The organism is Pseudomonas sp. GW821-FHT11G12, assembly GCF_058808055.1.
The window spans coordinates 40,784-57,969 of sequence record NZ_JBXARH010000013.1; the positions used below are offsets into that span (position 1 = coordinate 40,784).

Here is a 17,186-nt window from a genome sequence, read left to right on the forward strand (position 1 = left end):
ACACCAATCACCTTCATAGCCCTGATACATTCCATCAATCAGCCTGACGACGCAGGAAAGCCGGGATGTCCAGGTAGTCCAGATCATCTTGCGGATTCATCTTCGCGGCAGTCGCAGCACCGGCCTGAGCCTGGTTGCGCATGACGGTCGGACGGTCCAGGTCACGGTAGTTCACCGCTGGCGCTTCCTGACGGGCGGGAGCCGGTTGTTGCACCTGAGCGGCAGCCATGGAGGTGTGAACGGTGTTGTCGATGACCTTCACAGGCTTCTCGATTTTCGCGCCCAGACCGGTGGCAACCACGGTTACGTGCAGCTCGTCGCGCATGTCCGGATCGATAACGGTACCGACCTTGACCATCGCGTGCTCGGAGGCGAAGGCTTCGATGATCGAACCCACGTCGGAGTACTCACCCAGGGACAGGTCAGGACCGGCAGTGATGTTCACCAGGATGCCGCGTGCACCTTGCAGGTTCACGTCTTCCAGCAGCGGGTTGCGGATGGCCGCTTCGGTCGCTTCACGTGCACGGTTCGGACCGCTGGCGCAGCCAGTGCCCATCATCGCCATGCCCATTTCGCTCATCACGGTACGCACGTCGGCGAAGTCGACGTTGATCATGCCCGGACGCTTGATGATGTCGGAGATACCGCGAACGGCACCGGCCAGTACATCGTCAGCCTTGGCGAAAGCCGACAGCAGGCTGGCGTCTTTACCGAGGATGGTCAGCAGCTTCTCGTTGGGAATGGTGATCAACGAGTCGACGCTTTCGGAGAGCATGCGGATGCCTTCGTCGGCGATCTGCATACGCTTACGGCCTTCGAACGGGAACGGACGCGTTACGACAGCAACGGTCAGGATGCCCATTTCCTTGGCCACTTCGGCGATGATCGGCGCAGCACCGGTACCGGTACCACCGCCCATGCCAGTGGTGATGAACACCATGTTGGTGCCGGCCAGCACTTCAGCGATGCGCTCGCGATCTTCCAGCGCAGCCTGACGGCCGACTTCCGGGTTGGCGCCGGCGCCCAGGCCTTTGGTCACACCGGTGCCCAGTTGCAGAATGGTGCGCGCGCCGATGTTTTTCAGCGCTTGAGCATCGGTGTTGGCGCAGATGAACTCGACGCCTTCGATGTTGCTCTTGACCATGTGGTTGACAGCGTTGCCGCCGCCACCGCCAACACCGATAACTTTGATTACCGGGCTTGCGGGGATGTTGTCTACGAGTTCGAACATTTTCCCTCTCCTTACATTCTCTAGTTTTTTCGCCTACTGCATTTTGTTGCGGTGCTGCGGTAAAGCTTTAGAAGTTGCCTTGAACCCACTTCTTCAAACGGTCCAGCAACGGCGCCTGAGGCTCATCGTTGCTGTAGCTGTCGCGGCTGCCGATGCCCGAGAACGAGATCCCGTCGGACTGCTTCTGCAGGCCGTACATCAACAAGCCAACGCCAGTGGAATAAATCGGGTTGCGCACCACGTCATCCAGACCTTTCACGCCATGGGGCACGCCCAGGCGCACCGGCATGTGGAAGATTTCCTCGGCCAGTTCGGTGGCGCCTTCCATTTTCGACGTACCGCCGGTCAGCACGATGCCGGCCGGGATCAGGTCTTCGTAGCCGCTGCGACGCAGCTCGGCCTGGATCAGGGTGAACAGCTCGTCGTAACGCGGCTCGACCACTTCGGCCAGGGCCTGACGGGACAGTTCGCGCGGCGGACGGTCGCCGACGCTCGGCACCTTGATGGTTTCGCCGGCACCGGCCAGTTTGGCCAGGGCGCAGGCGTAACGGATCTTGATCTCTTCGGCGTACTGGGTCGGGGTGCGCAACGCCATGGCGATGTCGTTGGTCACCTGGTCCCCGGCAATCGGGATCACGGCCGTGTGGCGGATGGCGCCTTCGGTGAAGATCGCGATGTCGGTGGTGCCGCCGCCGATGTCGACCAGGCACACGCCCAGCTCTTTTTCGTCGTCGGTCAGTACCGAGTAGGCCGAGGCCAGTTGCTCGAGAATGATGTCGTCGATTTCCAGACCGCAGCGGCGCACGCATTTTTCAATGTTCTGTGCAGCGTTGACGGCGCAGGTGACCACGTGGACCTTGGCTTCCAGACGCACGCCGGACATGCCCAGCGGCTCGCGCACGCCTTCCTGGTTATCGATCACGTAGTCCTGCGGCAAGGTGTGCAGCACCCGCTGGTCAGCCGGGATCGCCACAGCCTGGGCGGCGTCGAGTACGCGCTCCAGGTCAGCCGAGCTGACTTCGCGATCACGAATCGCCACGATGCCGTGGGAGTTCAGGCTGCGGATGTGATTGCCCGCCACGCCGACGAACGCCGAGTGAATGCGGCAGCCCGCCATCAGTTGGGCTTCTTCGATCGCGCGCTGGATCGATTGCACGGTGGACTCGATGTTCACCACCACGCCTTTCTTCAGGCCGCGGGACGGATGAGTGCCGATCCCGACGATTTCCAGCGAGCCGTCGTCCGCAACCTCGCCGACCAGCGCCACCACCTTGGAGGTGCCGATATCGAGACCGACGATCATTTTGCCGCTTTGCACGTTTGCCATGGGTCCTGCCTCTTCTTAATTCTTTGCGACAGCGGGTTGGGCTGTCGTCGGCGCTACTGGTTCCCGCCAGCCAACAGCGAGGCCGTTGGCATAGCGCAGATCGATGCGCGCAATGTTCGTAATCTGGTCTTTAAGCGTCTTGTCATAGATGGCAATGAAGCGGCGCATCTTTTCCACCAGGTTGCCGCGTCCCAGCAGCAACTCGATGCCGGGGCCGGAACTGCCGGCACCGGTAGTCAGGAACCAGCTGCCACGTTCACGCAGCTCAAGGCGCGCAATCGAGAAGCCCATTGGCCTGAGCATCTGGCTCAGCACCTGATACTGCTGCATCACTTGCTGCTGGGCCCGCTGCGGGCCGAACAGCTGTGGCAAGTGTTCGTAGTTCGCCAGTTCCTTGGGCGTGAACGCCTGGCCCTGGTTGTTGAGCAGCGACTCGTCGCCCCAACGGGCCACAGGCAGTTGCTCTTCGAGGCGGATCACCACCTGGTCCGGCCACACCCGACGGACTTCGGCGTGAGCGATCCACGGCATCTGCTCCAGCTCGGTGCGCATGCTCGCCAGGTCGATGGTGAAGAAGCTCGACGCCACGTACGGGGCGATTCGCTGCTGCACCGCTTGCTGGCTGATATAGCTCAGGTCGCCCTGCACCGCGATCTTGGTGATCGGCCGGTCGGCGTACGGCAACAACCGCTGCGCGCCTTCGTAGGTGCCGAACCCGAGCACCACCAGCAACACCGGCCAGAACAGGCTTTTCAGGAAACCGAAATTGGCTTTGGGCAGGCGCGCGGACATCGGCTCTTTGGCCACCATTCGGCTGGCACCCCGCGGCACCGGCTTGCGGCCGGGAGCGGGTGGCTGATGTCTGAGCTGTGCGCCTTGCATGGTCTTAACCTCGCGCCTCTTTCTTGCCATCGGCATCGACACTGGCGGCCAGAATGGCCAGGACCAGTTGCTGGAAATCCAGACCGGCCGCTTTCGCCGCCATCGGTACCAGGCTGTGATCGGTCATGCCGGGAGCGGTGTTGACTTCCAGGAACCAGAATTTGCCGTCGGCGTCCTGCATCACGTCCGCCCGACCCCAACCACCGATGCCCAGCGCCTCGCAGGCTTGCGCCGTGAGGTCCATGAGTTCTTTTTCCTTGGCGGCATCCAGCCCGCACGGAATCCGATACTGGGTATCGTTGGCGATGTACTTGGCGTCGTAGTCGTAGAACGTGTGTGGCGTACCCAGGGCGATAGGAGGCAACACCTGGTCACGCAGGGTGGCGATGGTGAACTCCGGACCGTGGATCCATTGCTCGACCAACACTTGCGAATCGTAGGTACTGGCCGCTTTCCATGCGTCGATCAACTCGGACGCAGAACTCACTTTGGCCATCCCGATACTTGAACCTTCATGCGCCGGTTTGACGATCAAAGGGAAGCCCAGTTCCGTCGCTGCCGAAATACAATCGGCCTCGCTGCGCAGCACGGCGTGACGCGGCGTCGGAATCCCCAACGTGTGCCAGACCTGCTTGGTGCGCAGTTTGTCCATCGCCAGCGCGGAAGCCAGGATGCCGCTGCCGGTGTACGGAATGCCGGCCACTTCGAGCAGGCCCTGCATACTGCCGTCTTCACCGCCACGACCGTGGAGGATGATGAACGCGCGGTCGATCTTCTCGCTCAACAAGCGCTGCAGAATGTCGGCACCGACGTCGATCCCGAACGCGTCCACACCAGCGCTTTGCAGCGCAGTGAGCACAGCGTTGCCGGACTTCAGCGAGACTTCACGCTCGGCACTCAAGCCACCGAACAGCACGGCAACGCGGCCGAAGTCTTTCGGGGCAATGGTGGAGAACAGATTGGCGTAGGCAGCAGTCATTTCAACTTCCCCTCGACCGGCGCCGCCACGGCACCGGCGAACAACTCGCTTTTCAACAGTTTCGGTGCGAGGCCGCCGATGTCACCGGCGCCCTGGCACAGCAGAATGTCACCGGCACGCAGCAGCGGCTTGACCAGCGGCGCGAGATCGACACCGCGCTCGATATAGATCGGGTCCAGCTGACCGCGCTGACGGATGCTGTTGCACAGTTTGCGGCTGTCAGCCCCCGGAATCGGCTCTTCGCCGGCCGGATAGACTTCCATCAGCAGCAGCACGTTGGCGTCGGCCAGTACATTGACGAAGTCGTCGTACAGGTCACGGGTGCGGCTGTAGCGGTGCGGCTGGTAGACCATCACCAGGCGGCGCTCTGGCCAGCCACCGCGCACAGCCTTGATCACGGCCGCGACTTCGGTCGGGTGGTGACCGTAGTCATCGACCAGCATCACGTTGCCGCCGTCCACCGGCAGTTCGCCGTAGACCTGGAAGCGACGACCGACACCCTGGAACCCGGACAGCCCCTGAACGATGGCTTCATCACTGACGCCTTCGTCGGTGGCGATGCAGATGGTCGCCAGGGAATTGAGCACGTTGTGGTTGCCCGGCATGTTCACGGACACATCCAGCGGCTCGCGATCAGGGCGCAGCACGGTGAAGAAGGTCTGCATGCCTTGCTGGCGCACATTGATGGCGCGCACGTCAGCGTCTTCGCTGAAGCCGTAGGTCACGGTCGGACGTTTCACCTGCGGCAGGATTTCACGCACCACCGGGTCGTCCAGACACATCACCGCCAGACCGTAGAACGGCAGGTTGTGCAGGAACTCGACGAAGGTTTTCTTCAGTTTGTTGAAGTCACCGTCGTAGGTCGCCATGTGGTCGGCGTCGATGTTGGTGACCACGGCCACCAGCGGTTGCAGGTGCAGGAAGCTGGCGTCGCTCTCGTCGGCCTCGGCGATCAGGTAGCGGCTGGTGCCGAGCTGGGCATTGGTGCCCGCAGCGTTCAGACGGCCACCGATGACGAACGTCGGGTCCAGGCCACCGGCCGCGAACACCGAAGCGATCAGGCTGGTGGTGGTGGTTTTGCCGTGGGTACCGGCAACGGCGATGCCGTGGCGGTAGCGCATCAGCTCGGCGAGCATCTCGGCACGTGGCACCACCGGAATACGACGCTCAAGGGCGGTCGCGACTTCCGGGTTGGAGGTGTTCACGGCGCTCGATACCACCAGCACATCGGCGGCAGCGGCGTTCTCGGCACGGTGACCGATGAAGATCTGCGCACCGAAGGATTCCAGACGCTCAGTGACCGGCGAAGCCTTGAGGTCGGAGCCGGACACGGCGTAACCCAGGTTCAGCAGCACTTCGGCAATGCCGCACATGCCCACGCCGCCGATCCCGACGAAGTGGATGCGACGGATGCGGCGCATTTCCGGTTGCGGCATGGCTTTCTGATTCTCAACCATGGGCCACCTCCAGACAGGTATCGACCACGCTGCGGGTGGCTTCGGGTTTTGCCAGACGGCGGGCCGCTTGGGCCATTTCTTCGAGTCGTTGCGGTTGCATCAAGACCTCTGTCAGGCGCGCGGCAAGGTCCGCGGCACCAGTCGTTCTTTGCGGCATCAGGAAGGCAGCGCCTTCGCGGGCCAAATAATCGGCGTTGCGGGTCTGGTGATCGTCGATCGCGTGGGGCAAGGGCACCAGCATCGAGGGCAGACCGGCGGCAGCCAGCTCACTGACGGTCAATGCGCCTGCGCGGCACACCACCAGATCAGCCCAGCCATAGGCCTGGGCCATGTCCTTGATGAAGGGCTGCACCTGCGCATCCACGCCGGCGGCGCGGTAGCGCTCCGCAGTCACTTCATCGTGATTTTTGCCGGCCTGATGAAACACTTCCGGACGCAAGTCGGCAGCGACTTGTGCCAGGGCTTCAGGTAGCAACTTGTTCAACGGTTCTGCGCCCAGGCTTCCGCCCAGAATCAGCAAACGCGCCTTGCGTCCGGCCAGGGCCGCACGCGGTGTTTCGAGGAACAGCTCGCTGCGCACCGGGTTACCGGTGGTACGGCGGCTGTCCGACAGGGTAAAGGTGTCGGGGAAGGCTTCACACACCCGGGCGGCGAACGGCACCAGCAACCGATTGGCGGTGCCGGCCACGGCGTTCTGCTCGTGAACGATCACCGGCACACCGGCCAGTTTGGCGGCGATGCCACCAGGGCCGGTCACGTAACCACCGAAGCCGACCACACACACCGGACGCAGCCGGCGAATGATCGCCCGCGCCTGCCACACCGACTTCAGCAGCATGAACGGCGCCTTGAGCAGCGACAGCTTGCCCTTGCCGCGCAGACCGCTGGCGTTGATGCGGTGCAATTCGAGGCCGGCGGCCGGCACCAGGTCGTTTTCGATCCCGCGTGGCGTGCCGAGCCAGTGCACGGTATAGCCGCGTGCCTGAAACTCACGGGCGCAGGACAGTGCCGGGAACACGTGGCCACCGGTGCCGCCGGCCATGATCAATACGTTAGCGCCCATGATTCGGCTCCTCCGCGAAGTCGCTCTCATGGAATTCCATCTCTTCACTGCCCAGGTGGGTCCGACTCTCCCACTCGATCCTCAGCAACAAGCCAAGGCAGGCGCAGCAGATCACCAGGGAACTGCCGCCATAACTGAGGAACGGCAAGGTCAGACCCTTGGTCGGCAGCAGGCCGACGTTCACGCCGATGTTGATCAGGAACTGGCCGATCCACAGGAACGACAGACCGTAGGCAACATAAGCGGCAAAAAACTGTTTGGCTTTCTCGGCCCACAGACCGATGTACATGCCGCGAATACACACGAACACGAACAACGCCACGGTGCACAGCGAACCCACCGCGCCCAGCTCTTCAGCCAGTACCGAGAACACGAAGTCGGTGTGGGCTTCCGGCAGGTAGAACTGCTTCTGCACGCTGTTGCCCAGCCCCACGCCCAGCCACTCGCCGCGACCGAACGCGATCAAGGCCTGGGACAATTGATATCCGGCGCCGAACTGGTCGGCCCACGGGTCGGCGAAGTTGGTCAGACGCGCCATCCGGTACGGTTGCATCTGAATCAGCAACACCACCGCCGCCACCGCCAGCACCACCATCAGCGAGAACCGGAACAACCCGACCCCGCCGAGGAACAGCATCGCCGCCGCTGCGCCCATCATTACGACGGTGGCACCGAAGTCCGGCTCCATCAGCAACAGGCCGGCCATTGGCAGCAGCACGATGAATGGCTTGAAGAAGCCCATCCAGCTCTCGCGCACTTCCTTCTGGCGACGCACCAGATAACCGGCGAGGTAAATCACCACGAACACCTTGGCGATCTCGGACGGCTGAACGTTGAAGAAGCTGAAACCGATCCAGCGCATCGAACCGTTCACTTCACGGCCGATCCCCGGGACGATCACCATCACCAACAGACCGAACGCACCAATCAGCATCAGCCAGCCCAGCCGCTGCCAGGTGGCGATCGGAATCATCATGGTGACGATGCACGCGCCCAGTCCCAGCACCACGTAGATCAGGTGACGGGTCATGTAATAAAGAGCACTGCCCGACTGCACCGCACCGACTTCGGTCGATGCCGAAGCGATCATGATCAGGCCCAGGCCGAGCAGCGCCAGGCAACCGGCGAGCATCGGGAAGTCGAGGTCGATCCCGCGCCCGGTGATGATCGGCGACGGATACGGCTTGATGATGTTTCTCAGGCTCATGCCAGTTCCTCCACGGCGCGGACGAACTGGTGACCACGGTCTTCGTAATTCTTGAACATGTCGAAACTGGCGCAGGCCGGCGACAGCAGCACCACGTCACCCGGCTGGGCGGCAGCGCGGCATTGTTCGACCGCATCGACCAGCGAACTGGCGCGGATCAGCGGCACGGCGTCGCCGATGGCCTCGCCGATCTTGTCGGAGTCGCGGCCCATCAGGATCACGGCGCGGCAATGAGCGGCTACCGGGCCACGCAGGTCCTTGAACTCGGCACCCTTGCCATCGCCACCGGCGATCAGCACGACCTTGCCTTCGATGTCCGCACCCAGGCCTTCGATGGCAGCCAGTGCGGCGCCGACGTTGGTGGCTTTGGAATCGTTGTAGTAACCGACGCCGTCCAGATCACGCACCCACTGGCAACGGTGTTCGAGACCGGCGAAGGTGCGCAGCGCTGCCAGCATGGCGTCGAACGGCAGACCGACTGCATGTCCGAGCGCCAGCGCCGCGAGGGCGTTGGACTGGTTGTGGGCGCCGCGAATCTTCAGTTCACGTACCGGCATCAGGTTCTGGAATTCGAAGGCCAGGTATTTCTCGCCATTCTCTTCGCGCAGGCCGAACGCCTTGAAATCGGGTTTGGTGAGGCCGAAGGTCCAGCATGGCTGGCCCTCGCCCATCAGCGGACGGGTCAACGCGTCCTGACGGTTGACCACGAACTGCTTGGCGCCACGGAAGATCCGGTGCTTGGCCAAGTGATAGGCCGGCAGACCGCTGTAGCGATCCATGTGGTCTTCGCTGATGTTGAGCACGGTCGCCACTTCGGCGTTGAGCTGGTCGGTGGTTTCCAGCTGGAAGCTCGACAGCTCCATCACGTACAGCTCGACGTCATCGCTGAGCAAGTCCAGCGCCGGCGTACCGAGGTTGCCGCCCACAGCCACGCGCTTGCCGGCCGCAGCCGCCATCTCGCCGACCAGGGTGGTGACGGTGCTTTTCGCATTGGAACCGCTGATGGCCACGATCGGCGCCTTCGCGTTACGCGCGAACAGCTCGATGTCGCCGGACAACTTCACGCCACGGGCCGCGGCGGCTTGCAGGGCCGGGGTCGCCAGCGCCAGGCCGGGGCTCACGTAGAGCTCGTCGGCACGGCACAGGAACTCGACGTCCAGCTCGCCACAACGCACTTCCACGTGCGGATAGTCACGCTGGAGCGTGGCCAGTTCCGGTGGATTTTCCCGCGTGTCGGCCACAGCAAACGCCACGCCCCGGTTCGCCAGGAAGCGAACCAGGGACATGCCGCTCTTGCCGAGGCCGACAACGATGCGGAAGTGGTCAGAAGCGATCAGAGACACTCGTTCTACCTCAGCTTCAGGGTGGCAAGGCCGATCAGCACGAGAATCACGGTGATGATCCAGAAACGGACGATCACACGCGGCTCGGGCCAGCCCTTGAGTTCAAAGTGGTGGTGTATCGGAGCCATGCGGAACACACGGCGACCGGTCAGCTTAAAGGAGGCAACCTGAATCACGACTGACAGGGTTTCCATCACAAACACGCCGCCCATGATGAACAGGACGATTTCCTGACGGACGATCACCGCGATGGTGCCCAGGGCGGCGCCCAGCGCCAGTGCGCCGACGTCACCCATGAAGACTTGCGCCGGATAGGTGTTGAACCACAGGAAGCCCAGGCCGGCACCAATCAGCGCGCCGCAGAACACGATCAGTTCGCCTGCGCCCGGTACGTACGGGATCAGCAGGTATTCAGCGAATTTCACGTTACCCGACAGGTAGCAGAAGATGCCCAGGCCACCGCCGACCATCACTGTCGGCATGATCGCCAGACCGTCGAGGCCGTCGGTCAGGTTGACCGCGTTGCTCGAACCGACGATCACGAAGTACGTCAGCACGATGAAACCGGCGCCCAGCGGAATGCTGTAGTCCTTGAGCATCGGCAGGATCAGGGTGGTTTCCACCGGAGTGGCGGCAGTCATATAAAGGAAGATCGCCGCGCCGAGGCCGAACACCGACTGCCAGAAATACTTCCAGCGACTCGGCAGGCCACGGGAGTTCTTCTCGATCACCTTGCGGTAGTCGTCGACCCAGCCGATGGCGCCGAACAGCAGGGTCACCAGCAGAACGGTCCAGACATAACGATTGCTCAGGTCAGCCCACAGCAACGTGCTGACGCCGATCGAAGACAGAATCAGCGCGCCACCCATGGTCGGCGTACCGGATTTGGACAGGTGCGATTGCGGGCCGTCGTTACGAACGGACTGACCGATCTGACGGTTCTGCAGGGTACGGATCATCCACGGGCCATAGCACAGTGACAGGACCAGCGCGGTCAGCACACCGAGGATCCCGCGCAGGGTCAGGTACTGGAAGACCGCGAAGCCTTTGTAGAACTGTTGCAGATACTCCGCTAGCAGCAGCAGCATTAATGTTTCTCCAGACTGGACCCGCACAGGGCCGCAACGATGTTTTCCATCGCTGCGCTGCGCGAACCCTTGATCAAAATGGTGGTGTTTTTGTCCTGCTCGGCGCCGAGGGCCTGGATCAGTTCGGCCTGTGTGCCGAAGTGATGCGCCTCGTTACCGAATGCGTTCACGGCGTGGACCATGTTCGGCCCGACGGCGTAAAGCGCGGAAACCTTGCCCCGGGCGTATTCGCCCACGTCGCGGTGCCCCTGCTCCGCCCAGTCGCCCAACTCGCCGATATCCCCGAGCACCAGAACGGTGCGGCCGGAAAAGCCGGCGAGTATATCAACGGCCGCACACATGGAGGTGGGGTTCGCGTTGTAAGTGTCATCGATCACGCGCATGCCGTTTTTCGCCAGTTGCGCGACGGTGCGACCCTTGACCGGTTGTACCGCGCCAAGCCCGGTGGCGATGCCGAACAGCGACACGCCCAGGGCGTGAGCGGCAGCGGCAGCGGCCAGGGCATTGGCGACGTTATGGGTGCCGAGCAGGTTCAGTTGAACCCGTTCCACACCTTCAGGACTGTGCAGGTTGAACGCTGGGCAGCCACGGGCGTCGGTGGCCAGATCGCTGGCGTGGAAATCTGCCTGAGTGTTGCTCAGGGCAAAGGTCAGCACCTTGCGACCGGCAGCGCGGGTCTTCCAGATACCGAACGCCTTGTCATCGAGGTTCAGCACGGCGACGCCATCGGCCGCCAGCCCTTCGATGATTTCGCCCTTGGCTTCGACGATTTTCTCCGGCCCGCCGAACTCACCGACGTGAGCGGTGCCGGCGTTGTTGAGGATCGCTACGTGCGGCTTGGTCAGCCCGACGGTGTAGGCGATTTCACCCAGACGCGAAGCACCCAGTTCGATCACCGCCGCGCTGTGTTCCGGGGCAAGTTCGAGCAGGGTCAGCGGCACGCCGAGATCGTTGTTCAGGTTGCCACGGGTCGCGTGCACCGAGCCGCGTGTGCGCAGGATGCTCGCGAGCATTTCTTTGACCGTGGTCTTGCCGCTGGAGCCGGTGACGGCGGCAACCGGCTTGGTGAACGCGGCACGGTTCAAGGCCCCTAGCTGGCCGAGGGCCTGGCGGGTGTCCTTGACCAGCAATTGCGGCAGCGCGCTGTCGGCGACTTCGCGCTCGACCAGTGCAGCAACGGCGCCTTTGGCGGCGACTTCATTCAGATAGTCATGACCGTCGAAACGCGGGCCGGTCAAGGCGATAAACAGTTGGCCAGCCTTGATCGCGCGGCTGTCGATGCTCACGCCGTCAAAACTGGCGTCGACGCTGATCAGACGGGCGTCGAGCGCGTTGGTCAGTTCGCTGAGTTTCAGGGCTTTAAGCATGGGCCACCTCCCACGCGGTCAGGGCGTGATCCGCCTCGACCAGATCAGAGAATGCATGACGCTCGCCATTGATTTCCTGATAGTCCTCGTGACCCTTGCCGGCCAGGACAACCACGTCATCAGCCGAGGCGCTGGCGATCAGTTGCGCAATGGCCTGGCCACGGCCGGCCACGAACGTCACATTATCCACAGCCGCAAAACCGGCGCGGATGTCATCGAAAATCACCGCCGGATCTTCGGTGCGCGGATTGTCATCGGTGACCAGCACGCGGTCGGCCAGACGCTCGACCACTTCGGCCATCAACGGACGTTTGCCGCGATCGCGATCACCGCCGCAACCGAACAGGCACAGCAACTGGCCTTTGACGTGTGGACGCAGTGCGGTCAGAACTTTTTCCAGCGCATCCGGCGTGTGGGCGTAATCGACCACCACCAGCGGCTGGGTGCCACCGCCGAGACGCTGCATGCGTCCGGCCGGGCCTTCGAGTTTCGGCAGCACCTTGAGAATTTCGTCGAGGGCGTAGTCCAGACCGAGCAAGGCGCCAACCGCAGCCAGTACGTTGCTCAAGTTGAAACGGCCCAGCAATGTGCTGCGCAGATGATGTTCGCCCTGCGGCGTGACCAGCGTGGCGCGCACGCCATGGTCGTCGAACTGCGCTTCGCGGACATACAGATAGGCACTGCTGTCGAGCAAGCTATATGTAATCAAACGCGAATCACGCTTTTCAGCGGCCAGTTGCCGGCCGAAATCGTCGTCCAGATTGACCACGCGGCACTTCAGGTCATTCCAGGCAAACAGCTTGGCCTTCGCTTCGGCGTAGGCCTCCATGGTGCCGTGGTAATCGAGGTGATCGCGGGACAGGTTGGTCATCACCGCCACGTCAAACGCCAGTGCAGTGACCCGGCCCTGATCCAGACCATGGGACGAAACTTCCATGGCCACGGCTTTGGCGCCGGCCTTTTTCAGGTCGCCCAAGGTCGCTTGCATGGCGATCGGGTTCGGCGTTGTGTGCAGGCCGCTTTGCAGCGAACCGTAGAAACCGGAGCCAAGGGTGCCGACGATGCCGCAATGCTGGCCGAGCAGGTCCAGCGCCTGCGCCACCAGTTGAGTCACGCTGGTCTTGCCGTTGGTGCCGGTCACGCCCACCAGGTTCAGGTGATGACTTGGCTCACCGTAAAAACGGCCGGCGATGTCCGACAGCTGCGCCGCCAGGCCTTTGACCGGAATCAACGGCACGTCAGTGATCGGCAGCACGGTGGCACCTTCCACTTCGTAAGCCACGGCGGCAGCGCCACGAGTGAGCGCGTCAGCAATATGCGCACGACCGTCGAACTTGCCGCCCGGCACCGCGAGGAACAGGTCGCCCGCGCGCACGTTGCGGCTGTCGAGTGCCAGTTCACGGATCAACAGATCGTGGCCGGCGTGGGGGAAAATCTTGTTCAGACTAAGAGACATCAGCCGCGCCCTCCATTGGCTTTCAGCGGAACGGCCGGGGTGGCGTTGGCCTGTTGTGTTGTCGGCAGGTTGTCCGGGGTCACGTTCATCAGACGCAGGGTGCCGGACATCACACGGCTGAACACCGGCGCCGAAACCAGACCACCGAAGTAACCGGCCTTGCTCGGTTCATCGATCACCACGACGATGGCGTAACGCGGATCGCTCATCGGGCCGAAACCGGCGAACAGCGAGCGGTACGAGTTTTCGGCGTAACCCTTGGTGCCCACCGACGTCTTGCGCGCAGTACCCGACTTGCCCGCCACGTGATACGCCGGCACCTGCGCACGGAACACACCGCGCGGGGCCTCGATCACCTGTTGCAGCATGCCTTGCATGGTTTTCGCGACGGCTTCCGGCAGCACCTGAGTGGTCTGTGGCGCCTTGTCGGTTTTGATCAGGGTCAGCGGCGCGAGGCGACCGTTGTTGGCCAGCGCCGAGAACGCGTGCACCAGCTGAATCGCGGTCACCGAAATACCGTAGCCGTAGGACAGCGTTGCGGTTTCGGCTTTACGCCACTCGCGGTAATTCGGCAGGTTACCGACACGTTCGCCCGGGAAGCCGAGGCCGGTGTCCTGGCCGAGGCCGACTTTCTGCGCGAGACGGAAAATGGTTTCGCCGCCGATATCGAACGCGACCTTACTCATGCCGACGTTACTGGAATTGATCAGAATGCCGGTCAGGTCGAGTACCGGACCTTCGGTTTTCGATACGTCCTTGATCGTGTATTTGCCGATCTGCAGGGAGCCCGGATACACCTCGACGGTGTCGCTCGGTTTCCAGCGGCCGGTTTCGATCGCGGCGCTCATCGAGATCGCTTTCATGGTCGAACCCGGTTCGAACACGTCGATCATCGCGCGGTTACGCATCATCGCCGGTTGCAGGTTGCGACGGTTGTTCGGGTTGTAGGTCGGCTGGTTGACCATGGCGAGGATCTCGCCGGTTTTCACGTCCATGATCACCAGGCTGCCAGCCTTGGCGCCGTTCTCGATGATCGCGTTACGCAGCTCGCGGTTGGCCAGGTATTGCAGACGCAGGTCAATGGACAACGCCAAGGGCTTGCCGGCCTTGGCGTTTTTGGTGACCTGGACATCCTTGATCAGCCGTCCGCGCCGATCCTTGATGACTTGCCGCTTGCCGGGCACGCCGGCCAGCCATTCATCGTAGGCCAGTTCGACGCCTTCACGACCGTGGTCATCGATGTCGGTGAACCCGACCATGTGCGCGGTGACTTCACCGGCCGGGTAGAACCGGCGGAATTCTTCGATGCCGTAGACGCCCGGTACTTTCAGGTCGAGCACGGCCTGGCCCTGCTCGGGGGTCAGCCCGCGCACCAGATAAATGAATTCTTTGTTGGCCTGGGCTTCGAGGCGTTCGGCCAGGGCTTTCGGATCCTGCCCCAGCGCCGCTGCCAGTGCCGGCCACTTCTCTTTGGCCGTCTGCATTTCCTTGGCGTTGGCCCACAGTGTGGTCACCGGGGTACTCACGGCCAGAGGCTCGCCGTTGCGGTCGGTGATCAGGCCACGGTGTGCCGGAATCGGAATGTGACGAACGCTGCGCGCATCGCCCTGCCCCTTGAGGAAGTCACGGTCGACCACTTGCAGGTCAATGATGCGCCAGCAGATCGCGGCCACCATCACACCGAGCAGACCTACCAACAGACGGAAGCGCCAAGGGAAGAGTGCCCCTTCGAGTTTCATCATGGCGCCACCATCTTCACGTCAGCCGCGCCAGGGATGTGCATCTTCAGTTGTTCGGTGGCCAGCACTTCGATCCGGCTGTGGGCGGTCCAGGTGCTTTGCTCCAGGATCAGGCGCCCCCACTCGGCCTGCGCCTTGTCGCGCACGCTCAGTTCGTTGTACAGGGTATTGAGCAACTGCCGGTTCCAGTGGGCGCTGTAAGACACGCCGATGGCCGACACGAGCACGCCGATGAACAGCAGCAGCATGAAAAAGCTGCCGCCAGGCAGTGGCTTGGCGAAAAGCTTGCTCACCGCAGCTTCTCCGCGACGCGCATGACGGCGCTACGGGAACGTGGGTTGGCTTTGAGTTCGGCGTCGGAGGCCGTCTGCGCTTTGCCATGGACTTTGATTTTCGGTTCGAACGCGACGTGGCGAACCGGCAGGTTGCGCGGCAGGTTGTCGGCTTCGCCTTTCACCAGCTTGCGCATGAACAGTTTGACGATGCGGTCTTCCAGCGAGTGGAAGCTGATCACGACCAGACGACCGCCCACTTCCAGGCATTCGAGTGCGGCTTCAAGGCCCGCTTCCAGATCGCCCAGCTCGTTGTTGACGTGAATGCGCAGCCCCTGGAATGCACGGGTTGCCGGGTTCTTGCCCTTTTCCCACGCCGGGTTGGCGACTTTCAGGACTTCGGCCAGATCGGCGGTACGCTCGAACGGCGTGATGTCACGACGTTCGGCCACGGCGCGAGCCATGCGACCGGAGAAACGCTCTTCGCCATATTCCTTGAACACCCGGGCGATTTCTTCCACAGGCGCGGTATTGACGAACTCGGCCGCGCTGATACCACGGGACGGATCCATGCGCATGTCCAGCGGGCCATCATTGAGGAAACTGAAGCCGCGTTCGGCATCATCGAGCTGCGGCGAAGACACGCCGAGGTCGAGCAGAATGCCGCTGACCTTGCCGGTCAGACCCTGTTCGGCAACCACCGAGCCGAGCTCGGCAAAGCTGCGCTGCACAACGACAAAGCGGCCGTCTTCGGCCGCTAGCGTTTGCCCGGTGGCAATCGCTTGAGGATCCTTGTCGAATCCGATGAGCCGGCCGTCGGGACCGAGCTTGCTGAGGATCAACCGGCTGTGCCCGCCGCGCCCGAACGTGCCGTCCAGATAGCAGCCATCAGGACGTACGGCGAGAGCCTCGACGGCTTCGTCAAGCAGTACGGTGATGTGGTTAAAGCCGCTATCAATAGTCACAGGATCAAATCACGCAGTTCGTCAGGCATGGCGCCCGGTTGTTGTATGGCAGCCAGGTCAGCGGCAGAAACCGCGTTCCAGGCATCTTCGTCCCACAATTGGAACTTGTTCAGTTGGCCAACCAGCATCGCGCGCTTGTCCAGCTTTGCGTATTCGCGCAGACGCGGCGGAACCAGAAAACGACCACTGCCGTCGAGCTCGAGGTCAACGGCATTACCAATCAATAAGCGCTGCAGACGACGGTTCTCTTCGCGGAGCGAAGGAAGCGCGCGCAACTTGGTTTCAATAATTTCCCACTCATCGAGCGGGTAGACACACAAACACGGATCAACGGCATCGATGGTCACGATCAACTGGCCGGAACTACGCGAAACGAGCTCGTCACGGTACCGGCTCGGCATGGCGAGACGGCCCTTTGCGTCGAGACTGATAGCGTTAGCTCCGCGAAACACGTCTGCGTTTCTCCAATTTTTATCGTTTTGAGCTCAAAAAACCCACTTCATGCCACTTTCCGCCACTTGCGCACACTATAGGAATGCGCCCACCACACCGTCAAGGCGCGGATTAAAGGAAAACCCTTACAGAACGGAGATTTAGGAGCATAAAAGGAGGCGCAACGAGAATCTGGCGGATGCTTTTATCCAATAACTTGATGCAGCACTGAAAGCTGCGCTCGAAAGTTAAAGTAATTTGTTAAGAGTAAGATTTTTTCGGTATTACAAAAGCGCTTCTGCTGTTGATTGAAGCAAGGTGGGAAATGGCTATTACTGCGGTTGCCGCTGCCGGATTTCCAGAGCAGGCCTGCTGATA

Annotated in this window: 15 protein-coding genes; all 15 read right to left on the bottom strand. The window is 62.2% G+C overall.

Annotated elements, in window-relative coordinates:
• Positions 1–34 precede the first annotated feature (34 nt).
• Positions 35–1,231, bottom strand: a complete 1,197-nt coding sequence (gene ftsZ, locus AC1RR7_RS28665; RefSeq protein ID WP_025109282.1) for a cell division protein FtsZ — start codon at positions 1,229–1,231, stop codon at positions 35–37.
• Positions 1,232–1,298: 67 nt separating this feature from the next.
• On the bottom strand, positions 1,299–2,558 hold the full coding sequence (gene ftsA, locus AC1RR7_RS28670; RefSeq protein ID WP_007956755.1) for a cell division protein FtsA: 1,260 nt from the start codon (positions 2,556–2,558) through the stop codon (positions 1,299–1,301).
• A 15-nt stretch (positions 2,559–2,573) separates the two neighbouring features.
• On the bottom strand, positions 2,574–3,440 hold the full coding sequence (locus AC1RR7_RS28675; RefSeq protein ID WP_096822827.1) for a cell division protein FtsQ/DivIB: 867 nt from the start codon (positions 3,438–3,440) through the stop codon (positions 2,574–2,576).
• 4 nt (positions 3,441–3,444) lie between these two features.
• Positions 3,445–4,419 (bottom strand): D-alanine--D-alanine ligase, encoded by a 975-nt coding sequence (locus AC1RR7_RS28680; RefSeq protein ID WP_096822828.1) that lies wholly within the window; start codon positions 4,417–4,419, stop codon positions 3,445–3,447.
• Positions 4,416–5,876 (bottom strand): UDP-N-acetylmuramate--L-alanine ligase, encoded by a 1,461-nt coding sequence (gene murC, locus AC1RR7_RS28685; protein WP_085733672.1) that lies wholly within the window; start codon positions 5,874–5,876, stop codon positions 4,416–4,418. Before murC ends, AC1RR7_RS28680 begins: the two co-directional genes overlap by 4 nt.
• Positions 5,869–6,939, bottom strand: coding sequence for an undecaprenyldiphospho-muramoylpentapeptide beta-N-acetylglucosaminyltransferase (gene murG, locus AC1RR7_RS28690; RefSeq protein ID WP_096822829.1), 1,071 nt, complete (start codon positions 6,937–6,939; stop codon positions 5,869–5,871). Before murG ends, murC begins: the two co-directional genes overlap by 8 nt.
• Complete coding sequence (ftsW, locus tag AC1RR7_RS28695; RefSeq protein WP_096822830.1) at positions 6,929–8,146, bottom strand: putative lipid II flippase FtsW; 1,218 nt, start codon at positions 8,144–8,146, stop codon at positions 6,929–6,931. The genes murG and ftsW overlap by 11 nt, the downstream gene beginning before the upstream one ends.
• The gene (gene murD / locus AC1RR7_RS28700; protein WP_493158861.1) at positions 8,143–9,489 is read right to left on the bottom strand and encodes a UDP-N-acetylmuramoyl-L-alanine--D-glutamate ligase; all 1,347 of its coding nucleotides are present in this window, start codon (positions 9,487–9,489) and stop codon (positions 8,143–8,145) included. Before murD ends, ftsW begins: the two co-directional genes overlap by 4 nt.
• 5 nt (positions 9,490–9,494) lie before the next feature.
• The gene (mraY, locus tag AC1RR7_RS28705; protein ID WP_096822832.1) at positions 9,495–10,577 is read right to left on the bottom strand and encodes a phospho-N-acetylmuramoyl-pentapeptide-transferase; all 1,083 of its coding nucleotides are present in this window, start codon (positions 10,575–10,577) and stop codon (positions 9,495–9,497) included.
• Positions 10,577–11,944, bottom strand: a complete 1,368-nt coding sequence (locus AC1RR7_RS28710; RefSeq protein ID WP_493158862.1) for a UDP-N-acetylmuramoyl-tripeptide--D-alanyl-D-alanine ligase — start codon at positions 11,942–11,944, stop codon at positions 10,577–10,579. Before AC1RR7_RS28710 ends, mraY begins: the two co-directional genes overlap by 1 nt.
• Entirely contained in the window at positions 11,937–13,400 is a 1,464-nt protein-coding gene (locus tag AC1RR7_RS28715) for a UDP-N-acetylmuramoyl-L-alanyl-D-glutamate--2,6-diaminopimelate ligase (RefSeq protein ID WP_102621245.1), read from the bottom strand. The genes AC1RR7_RS28710 and AC1RR7_RS28715 overlap by 8 nt, the downstream gene beginning before the upstream one ends.
• Positions 13,400–15,139 (bottom strand): peptidoglycan D,D-transpeptidase FtsI family protein, encoded by a 1,740-nt coding sequence (locus tag AC1RR7_RS28720; protein ID WP_173861365.1) that lies wholly within the window; start codon positions 15,137–15,139, stop codon positions 13,400–13,402. The genes AC1RR7_RS28715 and AC1RR7_RS28720 overlap by 1 nt, the downstream gene beginning before the upstream one ends.
• A complete protein-coding gene (gene ftsL, locus AC1RR7_RS28725) occupies positions 15,139–15,432 on the bottom strand; it encodes a cell division protein FtsL (protein ID WP_007956777.1) in 294 nt (97 codons plus the stop codon). The genes AC1RR7_RS28720 and ftsL overlap by 1 nt, the downstream gene beginning before the upstream one ends.
• Positions 15,429–16,376: a 16S rRNA (cytosine(1402)-N(4))-methyltransferase RsmH gene (gene rsmH, locus AC1RR7_RS28730; protein WP_085700843.1), complete on the bottom strand. Its 948-nt coding sequence runs from the start codon at positions 16,374–16,376 to the stop codon at positions 15,429–15,431. The genes ftsL and rsmH overlap by 4 nt, the downstream gene beginning before the upstream one ends.
• Positions 16,373–16,828: a division/cell wall cluster transcriptional repressor MraZ gene (gene mraZ / locus AC1RR7_RS28735; protein WP_003205355.1), complete on the bottom strand. Its 456-nt coding sequence runs from the start codon at positions 16,826–16,828 to the stop codon at positions 16,373–16,375. Before mraZ ends, rsmH begins: the two co-directional genes overlap by 4 nt.
• Between the last annotated feature and the right edge of the window lie 358 nt (positions 16,829–17,186).